This window comes from Ectothiorhodospira marina, from assembly GCF_900109495.1.
In the GTDB taxonomy this organism is placed as follows: Bacteria; Pseudomonadota; Gammaproteobacteria; order Ectothiorhodospirales; family Ectothiorhodospiraceae; genus Ectothiorhodospira; species Ectothiorhodospira marina.
The window spans coordinates 1-14,702 of record NZ_FOAA01000003.1; the positions used below are offsets into that span (position 1 = coordinate 1).

At 59.9% G+C, this 14,702-nt stretch carries 28 protein-coding genes; all 28 read right to left on the reverse strand.

Annotation, left to right across the window (positions count from 1 at the left end; all coding sequences use genetic code 11):
- Positions 1-412 precede the first annotated feature (412 nt).
- Positions 413-1,303, reverse strand: coding sequence for a prenyltransferase (locus BMY52_RS03860; RefSeq protein WP_090251198.1), 891 nt, complete (start codon positions 1,301-1,303; stop codon positions 413-415).
- A complete protein-coding gene (locus tag BMY52_RS03865) occupies positions 1,300-2,052 on the reverse strand; it encodes an SAM hydrolase/SAM-dependent halogenase family protein (protein ID WP_090251201.1) in 753 nt (250 codons plus the stop codon). Before BMY52_RS03865 ends, BMY52_RS03860 begins: the two co-directional genes overlap by 4 nt.
- Positions 2,053-2,209: 157 nt before the next feature.
- Complete coding sequence (gene rplQ / locus BMY52_RS03870; protein WP_090251202.1) at positions 2,210-2,599, reverse strand: 50S ribosomal protein L17; 390 nt, start codon at positions 2,597-2,599, stop codon at positions 2,210-2,212.
- Between the two features lie 43 nt (positions 2,600-2,642).
- The gene (locus BMY52_RS03875) at positions 2,643-3,647 is read right to left on the reverse strand and encodes a DNA-directed RNA polymerase subunit alpha (protein ID WP_090251205.1); all 1,005 of its coding nucleotides are present in this window, start codon (positions 3,645-3,647) and stop codon (positions 2,643-2,645) included.
- An 18-nt stretch (positions 3,648-3,665) separates the two neighbouring features.
- Complete coding sequence (rpsD, locus tag BMY52_RS03880) at positions 3,666-4,286, reverse strand: 30S ribosomal protein S4 (protein ID WP_090251207.1); 621 nt, start codon at positions 4,284-4,286, stop codon at positions 3,666-3,668.
- Positions 4,287-4,300: 14 nt separating this feature from the next.
- Complete coding sequence (rpsK, locus tag BMY52_RS03885) at positions 4,301-4,690, reverse strand: 30S ribosomal protein S11 (RefSeq protein ID WP_025282204.1); 390 nt, start codon at positions 4,688-4,690, stop codon at positions 4,301-4,303.
- A gap of 24 nt (positions 4,691-4,714) precedes the next feature.
- Positions 4,715-5,071: a 30S ribosomal protein S13 gene (gene rpsM, locus BMY52_RS03890; protein WP_025282205.1), complete on the reverse strand. Its 357-nt coding sequence runs from the start codon at positions 5,069-5,071 to the stop codon at positions 4,715-4,717.
- Positions 5,072-5,138: 67 nt separating this feature from the next.
- Positions 5,139-5,252, reverse strand: a complete 114-nt coding sequence (gene rpmJ / locus BMY52_RS03895) for a 50S ribosomal protein L36 (RefSeq protein ID WP_008933182.1) — start codon at positions 5,250-5,252, stop codon at positions 5,139-5,141.
- Between the two features lie 32 nt (positions 5,253-5,284).
- A complete protein-coding gene (secY, locus tag BMY52_RS03900; RefSeq protein WP_090251210.1) occupies positions 5,285-6,598 on the reverse strand; it encodes a preprotein translocase subunit SecY in 1,314 nt (437 codons plus the stop codon).
- 42 nt (positions 6,599-6,640) lie between these two features.
- Positions 6,641-7,072 carry a 50S ribosomal protein L15 gene (gene rplO / locus BMY52_RS03905; RefSeq protein ID WP_090251212.1) on the reverse strand — a complete coding sequence of 144 codons (432 nt, stop codon included), beginning with the start codon at positions 7,070-7,072 and terminating at the stop codon, positions 6,641-6,643.
- 1 nt (position 7,073) lies between these two features.
- Positions 7,074-7,256: a 50S ribosomal protein L30 gene (gene rpmD / locus BMY52_RS03910; RefSeq protein ID WP_063464628.1), complete on the reverse strand. Its 183-nt coding sequence runs from the start codon at positions 7,254-7,256 to the stop codon at positions 7,074-7,076.
- Between the two features lie 3 nt (positions 7,257-7,259).
- Positions 7,260-7,763, reverse strand: a complete 504-nt coding sequence (gene rpsE, locus BMY52_RS03915; RefSeq protein ID WP_090251215.1) for a 30S ribosomal protein S5 — start codon at positions 7,761-7,763, stop codon at positions 7,260-7,262.
- A gap of 13 nt (positions 7,764-7,776) precedes the next feature.
- Positions 7,777-8,130: a 50S ribosomal protein L18 gene (gene rplR / locus BMY52_RS03920; RefSeq protein ID WP_090251219.1), complete on the reverse strand. Its 354-nt coding sequence runs from the start codon at positions 8,128-8,130 to the stop codon at positions 7,777-7,779.
- Positions 8,131-8,145: 15 nt separating this feature from the next.
- Positions 8,146-8,679 carry a 50S ribosomal protein L6 gene (gene rplF / locus BMY52_RS03925; protein WP_090251221.1) on the reverse strand — a complete coding sequence of 178 codons (534 nt, stop codon included), beginning with the start codon at positions 8,677-8,679 and terminating at the stop codon, positions 8,146-8,148.
- A gap of 13 nt (positions 8,680-8,692) precedes the next feature.
- Positions 8,693-9,088 (reverse strand): 30S ribosomal protein S8, encoded by a 396-nt coding sequence (gene rpsH / locus BMY52_RS03930; RefSeq protein WP_090251224.1) that lies wholly within the window; start codon positions 9,086-9,088, stop codon positions 8,693-8,695.
- A gap of 15 nt (positions 9,089-9,103) precedes the next feature.
- The gene (gene rpsN, locus BMY52_RS03935) at positions 9,104-9,409 is read right to left on the reverse strand and encodes a 30S ribosomal protein S14 (RefSeq protein WP_025282214.1); all 306 of its coding nucleotides are present in this window, start codon (positions 9,407-9,409) and stop codon (positions 9,104-9,106) included.
- A 13-nt stretch (positions 9,410-9,422) separates the two neighbouring features.
- On the reverse strand, positions 9,423-9,962 hold the full coding sequence (gene rplE / locus BMY52_RS03940) for a 50S ribosomal protein L5 (protein WP_090251226.1): 540 nt from the start codon (positions 9,960-9,962) through the stop codon (positions 9,423-9,425).
- Between the two features lie 10 nt (positions 9,963-9,972).
- Entirely contained in the window at positions 9,973-10,293 is a 321-nt protein-coding gene (gene rplX, locus BMY52_RS03945; protein WP_090251229.1) for a 50S ribosomal protein L24, read from the reverse strand.
- A 24-nt stretch (positions 10,294-10,317) separates the two neighbouring features.
- Positions 10,318-10,686, reverse strand: a complete 369-nt coding sequence (rplN, locus tag BMY52_RS03950; protein ID WP_025282217.1) for a 50S ribosomal protein L14 — start codon at positions 10,684-10,686, stop codon at positions 10,318-10,320.
- 41 nt (positions 10,687-10,727) lie between these two features.
- Positions 10,728-10,994, reverse strand: coding sequence for a 30S ribosomal protein S17 (gene rpsQ, locus BMY52_RS03955; RefSeq protein ID WP_090251232.1), 267 nt, complete (start codon positions 10,992-10,994; stop codon positions 10,728-10,730).
- 4 nt (positions 10,995-10,998) lie between these two features.
- Positions 10,999-11,196 carry a 50S ribosomal protein L29 gene (gene rpmC, locus BMY52_RS03960; RefSeq protein WP_025282219.1) on the reverse strand — a complete coding sequence of 66 codons (198 nt, stop codon included), beginning with the start codon at positions 11,194-11,196 and terminating at the stop codon, positions 10,999-11,001.
- A complete protein-coding gene (rplP, locus tag BMY52_RS03965; protein ID WP_090251234.1) occupies positions 11,196-11,609 on the reverse strand; it encodes a 50S ribosomal protein L16 in 414 nt (137 codons plus the stop codon). The genes rpmC and rplP overlap by 1 nt, the downstream gene beginning before the upstream one ends.
- A 12-nt stretch (positions 11,610-11,621) precedes the next feature.
- Entirely contained in the window at positions 11,622-12,308 is a 687-nt protein-coding gene (gene rpsC / locus BMY52_RS03970) for a 30S ribosomal protein S3 (RefSeq protein ID WP_090251237.1), read from the reverse strand.
- A 14-nt stretch (positions 12,309-12,322) separates the two neighbouring features.
- Complete coding sequence (rplV, locus tag BMY52_RS03975; protein WP_177169834.1) at positions 12,323-12,661, reverse strand: 50S ribosomal protein L22; 339 nt, start codon at positions 12,659-12,661, stop codon at positions 12,323-12,325.
- A gap of 4 nt (positions 12,662-12,665) precedes the next feature.
- Positions 12,666-12,938: a 30S ribosomal protein S19 gene (gene rpsS, locus BMY52_RS03980; protein WP_025282223.1), complete on the reverse strand. Its 273-nt coding sequence runs from the start codon at positions 12,936-12,938 to the stop codon at positions 12,666-12,668.
- A 19-nt stretch (positions 12,939-12,957) separates the two neighbouring features.
- A complete protein-coding gene (gene rplB / locus BMY52_RS03985) occupies positions 12,958-13,782 on the reverse strand; it encodes a 50S ribosomal protein L2 (RefSeq protein ID WP_090251241.1) in 825 nt (274 codons plus the stop codon).
- A gap of 18 nt (positions 13,783-13,800) precedes the next feature.
- Positions 13,801-14,097: a 50S ribosomal protein L23 gene (gene rplW / locus BMY52_RS03990; RefSeq protein ID WP_090251244.1), complete on the reverse strand. Its 297-nt coding sequence runs from the start codon at positions 14,095-14,097 to the stop codon at positions 13,801-13,803.
- Entirely contained in the window at positions 14,094-14,699 is a 606-nt protein-coding gene (rplD, locus tag BMY52_RS03995; RefSeq protein WP_090251246.1) for a 50S ribosomal protein L4, read from the reverse strand. The genes rplW and rplD overlap by 4 nt, the downstream gene beginning before the upstream one ends.
- Between the last annotated feature and the right edge of the window lie 3 nt (positions 14,700-14,702).

Here is a 14,702-nt window from a genome sequence, read left to right on the forward strand (position 1 = left end):
CCGTTGGAGAGCGCGCATTATAGGCCACTGAAAAATACCGTCAACACCCTGAATTCACTTTTTTGAAACTATTTTGAAATGCCTAAGAAAAACAATACATTGGAAAGAACAGATACCACCGGGTGCCCCTCCACCCCTCATCCCCGGCCCTTCTCCCCCAAGGGGAGAAGGGAGAAAACCCATCCCACCGCAGGATAGATAGGCGCCTCGAGCCCCTCTCCCCTCGAGGGAGAAAACCCATCCCACCGCAGGATAGATAGGCGCCTCGAGCCCCTCTCCCTTCGAGGGAGAAAACTCATCCCACCGCAGGATAGATAGGCGCCTCGAGCCCCTCTCCCCTCGGGGGAGAGGGGTTGGGGTGAGGGGGATGAAGCGAACAGAGCAGGTTGTGACCAAAGGAACACATCCAGACTCAGAACAGGCGTGCCAGGTAGGGCATCAGGAACAGCAACCCGAACCCGGCAAACAGGCGCCCCGTCTGCTGGGGCAACTGCGAGCGGTCCGCACCGGGTTGCCAGGCGGCGCGCAGGGGCGGCCAGGCCAGGGGCAGCGAGAGCGCCAGGTGCCAGACCCAGGGCAACAGCTCGCCCCACCACAGCAGCAGACTGCCCGCATACACCGCACCGAGCATCAGCCCGAATAATTGCCGTGCCCGCCATTCGCCAATCCGCACGGTCAGGGTGCGCAGACCATGGCGTTCGTCCTCCGCATGATCGCGCAGCTCGTTACCCAACAGCACCAGCGACGTCAGCAGGCTAAAAGGAATACTGATCAGCAGCACCTCCACCGTCAGAGGGGCACCCATGGCCACGGCCGAGCCACCCACCAGGAGCACCCCCATCAGCCAGAACACCAGGACCACGCCCAATCCCCGGCGCTTATAGTGCACGGGCTCACCTGAATAGAAATAGGCTCCCAGCAGACCAATGACAATCAAGACCAGTAAGGGCCACCCCTGGACCCAGACAAGCCCCAGACCAATCAGGAATGCGAGCCCCAGAAACACCATCCCCCAACGAAAATTGCGGCGGATCGCATCAATGACCGCCTGTAGTTGCGCGCGTCGCGCCCCTTCTGCCTGCTGCACCTGCTCCTCCAGGAGCGGCAGATCCGCGTGATCATTGATCAGGTTCACCGCCGCCTGCAGCAGCACACCCGCCCCCACGATGAGCAGCGCCAACCATACCGAGCCATGCCCCTCGTGGAGTGCCAGGACCGTACCCAACCCACAGGCGGCGATCGCCACGCTGAAGGTGAAGGGCCGCGTGGCGCGAATGAATCCATAGGCGCTCACTGGCTTCATGCTGCCCCCCCTCGACCTTCCGAACCGATTCCCTCTATCACCGCACCCATCCCCACCTTCAACAGATCCGCTGCATTCCCCTGGGGCACAGCCACTTCCACCAACCCCATGGAGTTGGCGTACCAGAACGGCTCGCCTGGAACGGCCTCACCAAACACACGACGATGAGCAATGCTCCACCCCCCCAGGTTCAGCACACTTTCTGACGGCACAGCCTGGGCCGGCAGCCCGGTGACCAGATTTCCGTAGACATCCACGTAAATAACCTCCGACAGTTCCGCTGGCCAATCCGCGCCGCACAGCCTTTCAGGCGTAACGCACTCCGAGGCCACCGCCTCCCCCTTCGCCAGCGCCGCAGCCACCGGCGCAAACAAATCCCGACCATGGAAGCTGTTTGAGAGTTGTGGCGGCCGCCACAGGATGCGATGAACCTGAGCATCCGGGTCATCCCGGGTAACCGCCGCCAACAGGCCGTTATCCGGTCCCACAAAGATCCGCCCATGTGCATGCACCCAGATCGGGTCACGCGCCGTACCCACACCAGGATCCACCACACACACAAGGACAGACCCCGGAGCAAAAGGCGTTACAAGGGATTTGAGCAAACACCCGGCCGCGCGAGGATTGAAAGCCGGCGCATCCGCTTGCAGATGCACCACCGGAACCCCAGGCGCCAGTTGCCGAAGCACGGCCTCCAATTGGCCTGTATAGGGACCGGTCAAACCAAAATCGGTATATGTGACGAGCATGTGTCTCCCGCAGTTTGTTCAATCGGACCAATATAGGCACCGACATCAACATCCAGCAAGCCGACACCTCGATGAGCCACCACCAACGCAAAAAGCCGGCACAAGGCCGGCTTTTTGCGTTCCCCGCCCCAGAGGACGGTTCAAACTGTCACTGCGGTCAGGCTGTGGCTTCGCTGGCCTCGTCCGAGTCCGGACGATCCACCAATTCCACGAAGGCCATCGGTGCGTTATCACCCTTGCGGAAGCCGCACTTCAGAATACGCAGGTAACCGCCTGGGCGAGACTGATAGCGAGGACCCAACTCATTGAACAGCTTGCCCACCACCTCATCGTCCCGCAACCTGGAGAATGCCAGGCGCCGGGTGTGCACACTGTCTTCCTTCGCCATCGTGATCAGCGGCTCCGCCACGCGACGGAGTTCCTTGGCCTTGGGCAAGGTTGTCTTGATCGCCTCATGACGGAACAAAGACAGGGCGAGGGATTGCATCAGCGCCTTGCGATGCGAACTATTGCGGTTGAGTTGCCTACCGGAGCTGCGGTGACGCATGGCTTAATTATCCTTCCAGTCAGATTCTGTGCACCCGGCCTGTTCAGCCGGTGCTCTTTTTCTCGTGCTCTTTCAGACCGGCCGGTGGCCAGTTCTCCAGGCGCATCCCCATGGACAGGCCATGTGATGCGAGCACGTCTTTGATCTCAGTCAGCGACTTCTTGCCCAGGTTCGGCGTCTTCAAGAGCTCCACCTCAGTGCGCTGAATCAGGTCGCCGATGTAATAAATGTTCTCCGCCTTCAGACAATTGGCCGAACGCACCGTCAATTCCAGGTCATCCACCGGGCGCAACAGGATGGGATCAATATCCATCGGCTTGCTTTCCTGGGAGATACTTTCATCGCCCCGAAGCTCCACAAAGGCCATCAACTGACTTTGCAGGATAGTTGCCGCTTCGCGGATGGCATCATCCGGATCCACGGTACCATTGGTCTCCAGTTCAATCACCAGGCGGTCCATGTCAGTGCGCTGTTCCACGCGGGCGCTTTCCACCTTGTAAGCCACCCGACGGATCGGACTGAAGCTGGCATCCAGCAACAAACGGCCAATCGAGCCATCCTCACCCTCCGCCGAACGGCGGGTGCTCACCGGCTGATAGCCGCGACCCTGGCCGACCTTCAACGTCATGTTGAGCTCGCCACTCTTGGTGAGGTGCGCGATCACGTGCTCTGGATTGACGATTTCCACGTCATGATCCAGCGTGATATCACCCGCCGTCACGGTGCCCGGGCCTTTCTTCCGCAGAGTCAGCGTCGCTTCCTCGCGGTTGTGCATGCGCAGTGCCACACCCTTCAGGTTCAGCAGCACATCCACCACATCTTCCTGAACACCTTCCATCGTGGTGTACTCGTGGAGCACACCCTCGATTTCCGCCTCCAGAATGGCCGACCCCGGAATCGAGGACAGCAGGATTCGGCGCAGGGCATTACCCAGCGTATGACCGAAACCACGCTCAAGCGGCTCCAGGACAACCTTCGAAAGTCTTTCGGAGACAGCCTGGACCTCGATATGACGAGGCTTGAGGAGTTCGTTGACCTTGGTCTGCATCAAAGACCTCGTAACTGATTACTTGGAGTAGAGCTCGACCACCAGGGATTCATTGATATCCGCCGGTAAATCGGTACGCTCGGGAACGCTCTTGAACACGCCTTCCATCTTTTTGGTGTCCACATCGACCCATTCGGGAAATCCGTACTGCTCCGCCAGGGCCAGAGAATCCTGGATACGCACCTGCTTGCGGGCCTTTTCCCGGATGGAAACCACATCCGTGGCCTTCACCTGATAAGAAGCGATATTCACCGTCTGACCGTTGACGAGCACCGCCTTGTGGCTGACCAACTGGCGCGCTTCGGAACGCGTCGTGCCAAAGCCCATGCGGTACACCACATTATCCAGGCGGCATTCCAGCAGCTTCAGCAGGTTGTCACCCGTGGAGCCTTTCAGTCGGCTGGCGGCCTTGTAGTAATTTCTGAACTGCTTTTCCAGTACGCCGTAGATACGACGCAGCTTCTGCTTTTCGCGCAGCTGCACACCATAGTCGGACAGACGGGTGCGACGGTCGCCGTGCTGACCGGGTGGCTTATCGAGCTTGCACTTGCTGTCCAGCGCGCGGGCGCGACTTTTCAGGGAAAGGTCTGCACCTTCCCGGCGGCTAAGCTTACACTTCGGGCCAATATAACGAGCCATGGGGTTCCTCCAGTCTAGACGCGCCGCTTCTTGGGCGGACGGCAGCCATTGTGCGGAATCGGCGTGATATCGCTGATGTTCGTGATCTTGTAGCCCACGTTATTCAACGCACGCACCGCCGATTCGCGACCGGGGCCGGGACCCTTGACCAGCACTTCAAGATTCTTCAAACCATATTCCTGAGCTGCGGTACCGGCACGCTCAGCTGCCACCTGCGCAGCAAACGGCGTGCTCTTCCGGGAACCACGGAACCCGGAGCCACCGGCCGTTGCCCAGGACAGGGTGTTGCCCTGACGGTCAGTGATGGTCACGATCGTGTTGTTGAAGGACGCATAAACATGCGCCACTCCATCGGAGACGGACTTCTTGACCTTCTTACGGGTCCGCGTGGAGGCCTGTGCCATACCTGTTTCCTGTAATCCTGAATATTACTTGCGGATGGGACGACGCGGGCCCTTACGGGTGCGCGCGTTCGTGCGGGTGCGCTGGCCGCGCAGCGGAAGACCGCGGCGGTGACGCAAACCCCGGTAGCAACCCAGATCCATCAAACGCTTGATGTTCATGGAGGTCTCGCGGCGAAGGTCACCTTCTACACTCAAGCGACCGACTTCGGCGCGAATCTTTTCCACCTCTTCTTCAGAGAGGTCACGGATCTTCTGCTCCGGCCGAATCCCCGCCGCCCCGCAAATCATCTTGGCACGGGTGTTACCAATGCCATAGATTGCCTGCAGTGCAATCACCGCATGTTTGTGGTCGGGAATATTGACACCTGCTACACGAGCCATCCAGCTATCTCCAAGAACCGGCAGAAAAGCCGGCTATTCTAACCAGTGAACGCTGCCAAAGCAATGCTTAACCCTGACGCTGTTTATGACGCGGATCCGAACAGATCACGCGAACGACGCCATTTCGACGGATAATCTTGCAGTTACGGCAGATCTTCTTTACAGACGCACGTACTTTCATGTTTCTTTCCTCTCACTGGGCCTGCCAGCCTGCTAGCGCAGCATGCCCGACTTGCCGTAGCCCTTAAGGTTGGCTTTGCGCATCAGTCCCTCGTACTGATGAGACACCAGGTGCGCCTGAAGTTGTGCCATGAAGTCCATCACCACGATCACGATAATCAGCAACGAGGCCCCGCCAAAGTAAAACGGCACGTTCCAGTACAGAATCAGGAACTCGGGCATCAGGCACACGGCCGTGATGTAGATCGCACCCACCGCAGTCAGACGGGTCATGACGCTATCGATGTACTTTTCGGTCTGCACCCCGGGACGAATCCCGGGAATGAACGCGCCGGACTTCTTCAGGTTTTCTGCTGTCTCCCGGGCGTTGAACACCAGCGCCGTGTAGAAGAAGCAGAAGAAGATGATGGCCGCACCATAGAACATTACATAGAGCGGCTCACCCGGACCCAGCGCCGACGACAGGTCGCGCAACCAGGTCACCCCTTCCGCCTGTCCAAACCAGGTTCCCAGCGTTGCCGGGAACAGGATGATACTGGACGCGAAGATCGCCGGGATCACGCCTGCCATGTTCAGCTTGAGGGGCAGATGACTGCTCTGCCCGCCGTAGACCTTGCGGCCCACCTGGCGCTTGGCATAGTTCACGGTGATCCGGCGCTGACCGCGCTCGATGAACACAATGAAACCAATGACCGCCAGGGCCATGAACACCAGCAGCATCACGAACGCCGGGGACAACTCACCCGTGCTCGCCAGCTCCAGCGTGCCACCAAAGGCACCCGGCAGACCCGCCACGATACCGGCGAAGATGATCACCGAGATACCGTTGCCGATGCCCCGCTCCGTGACCTGTTCGCCCAGCCACATCAGAAACACCGTGCCGGTCACCAACGTCACCACCGTGGTGAACATGAAACCCAGACCCGGGGTCAACGCCACCGTGGAGTCCCCCATGGTCTGTTGATTCAGGGCGATGCTGATACCAATACTCTGAATCAAGGCCAGGAACACGGTACCGTAACGGGTGTACTGAGTGATCTTGCGCCGACCCGGCTCACCTTCCTTCTTGATTTGCTGCAGCGCTGGCACCGTGGCCGACATCAACTGCATGATGATGGACGCCGAGATATACGGCATCACACCCAGTGCAAACATGCTCAGCCGCTCCAGGGCGCCCCCGGAGAACATGTTGAACATGTCCAGGATCGTCCCGGACTGGGCATCATAAAACTGCTCCAACGCCACCGGGTCGATCCCCGGCACGGGAATGAATGTCCCGATCCGGTAGACGACCAAAGCCATCAAAACGAATAGCAGACGCTGGCGAAGTTCAGTGAACTTCCCCATACCGCCCAGTGAAACGCCCCCAGTTGGATTGGATGCAGCCACTTATTCCTCGATCTGCCCGCCTGCCGCTTCAATCGCGGCACGGGCGCCCTTGGTTACAGCCACGCCCTTCAGGGTCACCGCCTGTTCCAGGGATCCGGAAGCGATCACCTTGGCAGACTTGGCCTGAACGGGCACCACACCCTTCGCCTTCAGAGCAGCCAGGTCGATCACGCCATCAAAGCCGACCAGCTCGTGCAAACGGATCTCGGCGCAATCGCCAGCCGTCCGCGAACGGAATCCAACCTTGGGCAGACGACGCTGCAAGGGCATCTGACCGCCCTCGAAGCCCACCTTCTGGTAGCCTCCGGAACGGGACTTCTGACCCTTGTGACCACGACCGGCAGTCTTGCCGAGGCCGGAGCCGATACCACGACCCACACGGCGTGCCGGCATGCGGCTGCCATCGGCCGGGCTCAGATTATTCAGTTTCATCTCAAGCCTCCTCAACCTTCAGGAGATAGGACACTTTATTGATCATGCCCCGATTCTCCGGCGTGTCCTTGACAACCACCGGATTGTGGATCCGCCGGATCCCCAGGCCACGCAGGCAGGCGGCATGCTTCTTCAAGCGGCCGTGCTTGCTGCGCACCAGCGTTACTTTAAGTTCGCCAGCCATGTCTTACCCCGTGATCTCGTCCAGTTGCTTGCCACGCTTGGCGGCGATCAGCTCCGGATCATGCAGCGACGTCAGCCCATTGAGGGTCGCGCGCACCACGTTACTGGAGTTCCGCGAACCAATGCACTTGGCCAGCACGTTCTTCACGCCCGCCACTTCAAAGACCGCGCGCATGGCGCCGCCGGCAATGATACCCGTACCGTCAGAGGCCGGCTGCATGAACACCTTGGCCGCCCCATGACGGGCAGTGGTGGAATAATGCAGCGTGCCGTCCTTCAAGGGGACCTTACGCATGTTCTTGCGGGCAGACTCCATCGCCTTCTGGATGGCCAGAGGCACTTCGCGGGCCTTGCCGTAGCCAAAACCGACCTTCCCGTTACCGTCACCCACGACGGTGAGCGCCGTGAAACGGAACTGCCTACCGCCCTTGACCACCTTGGCCACGCGGTTCACGGAGATGAGCTTCTCCTGAAGGCCGTCGTTGTCGCTCGCGTTCACACTTGCCATTGAATCACCCTTGTCAGAATTCCAGGCCGCCCTCACGGGCGGCGTCGGCCAGCGCCTTCACGCGGCCGTGGTACTTGAACCCGGAACGGTCGAAGGCCACTTTCTTGATGCCCTTGGCCGAGGCCCGCTCGGCAATCAGGCGGCCCACCGCCATGGCGGCTTCCACATTGCCGGTCGCCTTCAGATCACCGCGTACACTGGCTTCCACCGTGGAAGCACAAGCGACCACTTCGGAACCCGTCGGGGCAATGATCTGCGCATAGACGTGGCGCGGCGTGCGGTGAATACACAACCGGTGTGCACCCAGTTCACGGATCTTGTGCCGGGCACGGTTCGCGCGCCGGAGTCGAGCTGCTTTCTTATCCATCGTGGTCACCTTGCCTTATTTCTTCTTGGCTTCCTTGCGAATGATCTGCTCATTCGCATACCGGACACCCTTACCCTTGTAAGGCTCCGGCGGGCGGAAGCTCCTGATCTCGGCAGCCACCTGGCCGACCTGCTGCTTGTCGATGCCCTTGACCACGACTTCGGTCTGGCTGGGGGTCTCGATGGTGATGCCCTCGGGCACCGGGTACTCCACCGGATGAGACAGCCCCAGCGTCAGGTTCAGCGTCTTGCCCTGTGCCTGAGCGCGATAACCCACGCCCACCAGTTCCAGCTTTCTCTCGAAGCCAGCGCTGACGCCCGTGACCATATTATTGATCAGCGCGCGGATCGTACCGGCCATGGCCCAATGCTTCTCGTTGCCGTTGGCCGGATTCAGGCGCACCACGCCTTCATCTTGGGAGACCTCGACGTTCGGGTTCATCGGGAACTCCATCGCTCCCTTCGGCCCTTTGACGGAGATCATCTCGTTGTTAATCATCACATCCACGCCCTTGGGGAGCGTGATGGGGTTTTTCGCTACTCGGGACATGGCTTCTATCCGATTAGGAGACGACGCAAAGTACTTCGCCGCCCTGACCCTGGGCACGTGCCTGACGCTCGGTCATCACACCACCGGAGGTGGAGATCACCGCAACACCAAGGCCACCGATCACAGTCGGCAAGTCATCCTTGGAGCGATAGATACGCAGGCCCGGACGGCTCACCCGCTTGATCGTCTCGATCACGGGCTTGCCTTGGAAGTACTTCAGTTTCACCGTCATGACGGGTTTCTTTTCCTGCTCGTCGACGACCACATCGGCCACGTAGCCCTCGTCCTTCAGGACGCGGGCAATCGCCACCTTCAGCTTGGAGGCCGGCAGGGTAATTTCAGTCTTGGCAGCGCGCTGGCCGTTGCGAATGCGGGTCAGCAGGTCTGCCACGGGATCGGTCATGCTCATTTCGGTCTTTCCCTCTTACCAGCTCGACTTGACCAGACCGGGCACATCGCCCCGCATGGCCGCTTCGCGCAGCTTGTTCCGCGCCAGGCCAAATTTCCGATAGTAACCGTGAGGACGACCGGTCAGACGGCAGCGATTACGCTGGCGTGCCGGGCTGGAATCACGGGGCAGCTTCTGCAGCTTGACCACCGCCTCCATACGGGCTTCCGGGCTCGTCTCCGGGCTACTGATGAGCGCCTTGAGCTCGGCCCGCCGTTCGGCATACTGCTTCACCAGCTGGGCGCGCTTCTTTTCACGCATCATCATGGAAATCTTGGCCATGTCTAAAAACCTCTCAATTCTTGAACGGGAAGTTGAACGCCTGCAGCAGCGCCCGACCTTCCTCATCAGTCTTGGCCGTGGTGGTGATGGTGATGTCCATCCCACGCAGCGCGTCGATTTTGTCGTAATCGACTTCCGGGAAGATGATCTGCTCGCGCACGCCCATATTGTAATTGCCACGACCGTCAAAGGACTTGGCATTCAGACCACGGAAGTCACGCACCCGCGGCAGGGCCACATTCACCAGGCGGTCCAGGAACTCATACATCTGTTCCCGGCGCAGGGTCACCTTGCAGCCGATCGGGTAGCCATCACGGATCTTGAATCCCGCGATGGACTTGCGTGCCTTGGTCACCACCGGCTTCTGACCGGAGACCGCAGCCATATCACCGACCGCATGTTCAATGACTTTCTTGTCCGCCACAGCCTCGCCCAGACCCATGTTCAGGGTGATCTTCGTGATCTTCGGGACTTCCATGACATTGCCGTACTCGAAGCGCTCCATGAGCTGCTTGACTACGGTCTCCTGGTAAAATTCTTTCAACCTGGCCATCGTATTCACCTTAAGACGCGTCAACGACTTCGTTGTTGGACTTGTAATACCGCACCTTGCGGCCGTCCTCGAGCGTCCGGAAGCCCACGCGATCACCCTTGCCGCTTGCGGGGTTAAACAGCATGACATTGGAAACATCCAGGGGCATCTCTTTATCGATGATGCCGCCCTGCACCCCGTTATGGGGGTTGGGCTTTTGGTGCTTCTTCACCATGTTCAGGTTCTGGACCAGGACCCGCTTGTCGTCGATCACCTTCAATACGGTACCGCGGCGGCCCTTGTCCTTGCCGGCGATGACCACTACATCATCACCCTGTCGAATTCTGCGCATCGTCTTCTACCTCAGCCTTTCGCGTTACAGTACTTCCGGCGCCAGGGAAATGATCTTCATGAACCGCTCACCGCGCAGCTCGCGAGTCACGGGCCCAAAAATACGGGTGCCAATGGGCTGCAGCTGGTTATTGAGCAGAACGGCTGCGTTACGGTCAAAGCGGATCACCGAGCCATCAGGACGACGGACGCCCTTGGCGGTTCTCACGACCACCGCGTTGTAAACCTCGCCCTTTTTGACCTTGCCGCGGGGGATCGCGTCCTTGACGCTCACCTTGACAATGTCACCCACGGCAGCGTAGCGCCGGTGCGAGCCGCCGAGAACCTTGATGCACTGGACCCGGCGCGCCCCGCTGTTGTCCGCTGCATCCAAAACCGTCTGCATCTGAATCATGATCTGATCTCACTTCGTATCGGTGGTGGCCGTCAACGGCCTCACTCAGGCGCGCGCTCGACAACCTTCAGCAGGCGGAACGTCTTCGTCCGGGACATGGGACGGCACTCCTTTACCAGGACCGTATCACCCATCCGGGAGTCGTTGCCTTCGTCATGGACGTGCAGCTTGGTGGAGCGGCGCATGTACTTGCCATACAGTGGATGACGCACACGGCGCTCGATGAGCACGGTGCGGGTCTTGTCCATCTTGTCACTGATGACACGGCCAGTGACCGCACGTTGTTCTTTGACTTCTTGTTCGCTCATGACTTTACTCGCCTGCTCTCGAACGCTCGTTCAGCACGGTCTTGATGCGGGCAACGTCCTTGCGGATCTTGCCGAAGCGGTCTGGGCGGGGCGGTTGGCCCGTGCCCTTTTGCATCCGCATCTTGAACTGCTCGCGGTACAGCTCCAGCAGCTCACCACGCAGTTCTTCGGTGTTCTGCTCACGCACTTCGCTCGCCTTCATCACATCACCTGCCGTGTCACAAATGCCGTCTTGATGGGCAGCTTGGCAGCGGCCAGGCGGAATGCCTCGCGGGCCACTTCTTCGCTCACGCCTTCCATCTCATAGAGCACGCGACCGGGCTGAATCTTGCATACCCAGTATTCCACGTTGCCCTTACCCTTACCCATACGTACTTCGACGGGCTTTTTGGTGACGGGCACATCCGGGAACACACGGATCCAGATCTTGCCGCCACGTTTGATATGCCGGTTCATCGCACGACGTGCAGCCTCGATCTGACGCGCCGTAATACGACCGCGATCGACGGACTGCAGGGCGAACTCGCCGAAACTGACCTTTCCACCGGAAATGGCCAGACCGCGGTTCCTGCCCTTGAACTGCTTCCGGAATTTCGTTCTCTTGGGCTGCAGCATCACTCAAACTCCTCAGTTAACCGCGGCCTTGCCTTCCTGGGCAGCGTCCGTCTTTTTCTCGAAGTCGAACACCTCACCCTTGAACACCCAGACCTTCACACCGATGATGCCGTACGTGGTCCGAGCTTCGGCAAACCCATAATCAATTTCCGCGCGCAGGGTATGCAGCGGCACACGGCCTTCGCGATACCACTCGCTGCGGGCGATCTCGGCGCCATTCAGGCGGCCGGAGACATGCACCTTCACACCCTGGGCACCCAGACGCATCGCGTTACCGACCGCGCGCTTCATGGCGCGGCGGAACATGATACGGCGCTCCAGCTGTTGCGCGATCCCTTCGGCCACGAGCTGTGCATCGGTCTCGGGCTTGCGGATTTCTTCAATGTTGATCTTCACGGCCTGCGGAGGAAGACCCAGGCGGCCGGCAACCTCGCGGCGCAGCGCCTCAATATCTTCACCCTTCTTGCCGATGACGATCCCCGGACGTGCCGTGTGAATCGTGATGAACGCCTGGCGCGCGGGCCGGGCGATCTCGATGCGGCTGACGGAGGCCTGGGACAGCTTCTTCTTCAGAAACTTACGGATTTCCAGATCACTGTGCAGGTTGTCGGCATAATCCCGACCATCTGCGTACCAGGTGGATGCCCAGTCCGCGGACACCCCCAGACGGAAACCGATCGGATTGACTTTCTGACCCATCTCAGACCCCTACCTTACTCGGCGCTGACGGCGACGGTAATGTGACTTGTACGTTTGTTGATCCGGTTTGCCCGGCCCTTGGCCCGCGCCTGGATGCGCTTGAGCACCGGACCCTGGTCCACACAGATGCGTGACACACGCAACTCATCCACATCCGCGCCATCATTGTGCTCGGCGTTGGCAATGGCCGACTCAAGGATCTTGCGCACCAACTGAGCGGACTTCTTCGGGCTGAAGGACAGGACCTGCAGCGCCCGCTCAACGGGCAGCCCACGGACCTGATCCGCCACCAGCCGACATTTTTGCGGCGATATGCGAGCGAATCGCAATACTGCGACGGTTTCCATCATCAACCCCTTACCTTGCCTTCTTGTCAGCCACGTGGCCCTTGAAGGTGCGCGTTGCCGCGAACTCCCCGAGCTTGTGACCCACCATGTTTTCGTTGATCAGCACCGGCACATGCTGCCGCCCGTTATGGACGGCCAACGTCAACCCCACCATCTGCGGAATCACCATGGACCGACGGGACCAGGTCTTGATGGGACGCCTGTCGTTGGCAGCAGAAGCTGCCTCCACTTTCTTGAACAGATGATGGTCGACAAAAGGACCTTTCTTCAGCGAACGCGGCACTGATCTATCCCCTCAACTCTTACTTCGCTTTCCGACGGCGCACAATCATGCTATCCGTCCGCTTATTCTTTCGGGTTTTGTAACCCTTGGTCGGAATACCCCATGGGGTCACCGGGTGCTGGCCGAAGTTCCGACCCTCACCACCACCATGCGGGTGGTCCACCGGGTTCATCGCCGTGCCCCGCACCGTAGGACGAATCCCCAGCCAGCGGCGGGCGCCAGCCTTGCCGAACTTGCGCAGGCTGTGTTCCGAATTACTGACTTCGCCGATGGTGGCGCGGCAATCCGAATGCACCTTACGCATTTCGCCAGAGCGCAGCCGCAGCGTGACATACTGACCTTCACGGGCGACCAACTGCACGGAGGCCCCGGCACTACGAGCGAGCTGCGCTCCCTTCCCGGCGCGCATCTCGATGCAGTGAATCACGGTACCCAGCGGGATGTTCCGAAGGGGCAGGCAATTGCCGGCACGAATCGGGGCATGCACACCGGAGACCACCGGGTCGCCGGCCTTCACGCCACGAGGCGCGATAATATACCGACGTTCACCGTCCGCGTACAGCACCAATGCAAGATGCGCACTGCGGTTCGGGTCATATTCCAGCCGCTCAACCTTGCCCGGGACATCATCCTTGTTACGCTTGAAGTCCACGATGCGATAGCGCTGCTTGTGACCGCCACCCACGTGGCGCGTCGTGATGCGCCCCTGGTTGTTGCGGCCACCGGTGCGGCTCTTCTTCTCCAACAGCGGCCCGTACGGCTCGCCCTTGTGAAGATCGGGGGTCACACCCCGGACCACAAAACGGCGGCCCGCGGAAGTGGGTTTCGATTTGACGATCGCCATTTCGCGTTACCTTTCCGATTACTCGTTGCCGGCCAATTCAATATCGTAACCCGGCTCGAGGGTCACGTAGGCCTTTCTCCAATGATTGCGGCGACCCTGGGATCGGCCCAACCGCTTACGCTTACCCTGCTGGTTCAGCACACGCACCGAGGAAACCTTCACTTCGAAGAGTTTTTCCACGGCCTGGCGAACTTCATCACGGGTTGCGTCGACAGCCACCTTGAACACGTGCTGGTTCGCGGCATCAGCAAGCATGGTGCCTTTTTCCGACACATGCGGCCCCACGATCACCTTCAGCATTCTTTCTTCGTTCATGACAGCCACCCTTCAACATGCTTGAGCGCGGACACAGTGATCAGCACCTTCTCGGCACCCACCAGACTCACGGGATTGATTTCCGCAACGTCCAGGACATCCACCTTCGGCAGATTCCGCGCCGACAGGTAAAGATTGGCGTCCGCCTCGGTTGCCACGATCAACGCCGACTCCAGGCCCAACTCGGACAGCTTGGCGATCAGCGCCTTGGTGCGGGGCTCACCCACCTTGAAATCTTCAACCACCACCAGGCGCTCCTGGCGGACCAATTCGGAGAAGATGCTGGCCATGGCGGCGCGATACATCTTCCGATTCAGCTTCTGCGCATAGCTGCGCGGCGAAGCCGCAAAGATCTTGCCGCCCCCACGCCACAGCGGGCTGCGAATGGTACCGGCACGAGCACGACCCGTACCCTTCTGCCGCCAGGGCTTGGCACCGCCACCGCGCACCTGGGCGCGGGTCTTCTGCGCCTTGGTGCCCGAGCGGCCGCCAGCCATGTGAGCCACGACCGCCTGGTGCACCAATGTCTCGTTAAAATCACGGGCAAATGCCACGTCGGAGACGTCGACGCCCTGCTGAGTGTCCTGAACCTGAAGCTTCATGAG

Bases quoted from the DNA above. Each gene is read 5' to 3' on its own strand.
- BMY52_RS03860 (WP_090251198.1), bottom strand. From the start codon at position 1,303: ATGAAGCCAGTGAGCGCCTATGGATTCATTCGCGCCACGCGGCCCTTC.
- BMY52_RS03865 (WP_090251201.1), bottom strand. From the start codon at position 2,052: ATGCTCGTCACATATACCGATTTTGGTTTGACCGGTCCCTATACAGGC.
- rplQ (WP_090251202.1), bottom strand. From the start codon at position 2,599: ATGCGTCACCGCAGCTCCGGTAGGCAACTCAACCGCAATAGTTCGCAT.
- BMY52_RS03875 (WP_090251205.1), bottom strand. From the start codon at position 3,647: ATGCAGACCAAGGTCAACGAACTCCTCAAGCCTCGTCATATCGAGGTC.
- rpsD (WP_090251207.1), bottom strand. From the start codon at position 4,286: ATGGCTCGTTATATTGGCCCGAAGTGTAAGCTTAGCCGCCGGGAAGGT.
- rpsK (WP_025282204.1), bottom strand. From the start codon at position 4,690: ATGGCACAGGCCTCCACGCGGACCCGTAAGAAGGTCAAGAAGTCCGTC.
- rpsM (WP_025282205.1), bottom strand. From the start codon at position 5,071: ATGGCTCGTGTAGCAGGTGTCAATATTCCCGACCACAAACATGCGGTG.
- rpmJ (WP_008933182.1), bottom strand. From the start codon at position 5,252: ATGAAAGTACGTGCGTCTGTAAAGAAGATCTGCCGTAACTGCAAGATT.
- secY (WP_090251210.1), bottom strand. From the start codon at position 6,598: ATGGGGAAGTTCACTGAACTTCGCCAGCGTCTGCTATTCGTTTTGATG.
- rplO (WP_090251212.1), bottom strand. From the start codon at position 7,072: ATGAAACTGAATAATCTGAGCCCGGCCGATGGCAGCCGCATGCCGGCA.
- rpmD (WP_063464628.1), bottom strand. From the start codon at position 7,256: ATGGCTGGCGAACTTAAAGTAACGCTGGTGCGCAGCAAGCACGGCCGC.
- rpsE (WP_090251215.1), bottom strand. From the start codon at position 7,763: ATGGCAAGTGTGAACGCGAGCGACAACGACGGCCTTCAGGAGAAGCTC.
- rplR (WP_090251219.1), bottom strand. From the start codon at position 8,130: ATGGATAAGAAAGCAGCTCGACTCCGGCGCGCGAACCGTGCCCGGCAC.
- rplF (WP_090251221.1), bottom strand. From the start codon at position 8,679: ATGTCCCGAGTAGCGAAAAACCCCATCACGCTCCCCAAGGGCGTGGAT.
- rpsH (WP_090251224.1), bottom strand. From the start codon at position 9,088: ATGAGCATGACCGATCCCGTGGCAGACCTGCTGACCCGCATTCGCAAC.
- rpsN (WP_025282214.1), bottom strand. From the start codon at position 9,409: ATGGCCAAGATTTCCATGATGATGCGTGAAAAGAAGCGCGCCCAGCTG.
- rplE (WP_090251226.1), bottom strand. From the start codon at position 9,962: ATGGCCAGGTTGAAAGAATTTTACCAGGAGACCGTAGTCAAGCAGCTC.
- rplX (WP_090251229.1), bottom strand. From the start codon at position 10,293: ATGCGCAGAATTCGACAGGGTGATGATGTAGTGGTCATCGCCGGCAAG.
- rplN (WP_025282217.1), bottom strand. From the start codon at position 10,686: ATGATTCAGATGCAGACGGTTTTGGATGCAGCGGACAACAGCGGGGCG.
- rpsQ (WP_090251232.1), bottom strand. From the start codon at position 10,994: ATGAGCGAACAAGAAGTCAAAGAACAACGTGCGGTCACTGGCCGTGTC.
- rpmC (WP_025282219.1), bottom strand. From the start codon at position 11,196: ATGAAGGCGAGCGAAGTGCGTGAGCAGAACACCGAAGAACTGCGTGGT.
- rplP (WP_090251234.1), bottom strand. From the start codon at position 11,609: ATGCTGCAGCCCAAGAGAACGAAATTCCGGAAGCAGTTCAAGGGCAGG.
- rpsC (WP_090251237.1), bottom strand. From the start codon at position 12,308: ATGGGTCAGAAAGTCAATCCGATCGGTTTCCGTCTGGGGGTGTCCGCG.
- rplB (WP_090251241.1), bottom strand. From the start codon at position 13,782: ATGGCGATCGTCAAATCGAAACCCACTTCCGCGGGCCGCCGTTTTGTG.
- rplW (WP_090251244.1), bottom strand. From the start codon at position 14,097: ATGAACGAAGAAAGAATGCTGAAGGTGATCGTGGGGCCGCATGTGTCG.
- rplD (WP_090251246.1), bottom strand. From the start codon at position 14,699: ATGAAGCTTCAGGTTCAGGACACTCAGCAGGGCGTCGACGTCTCCGAC.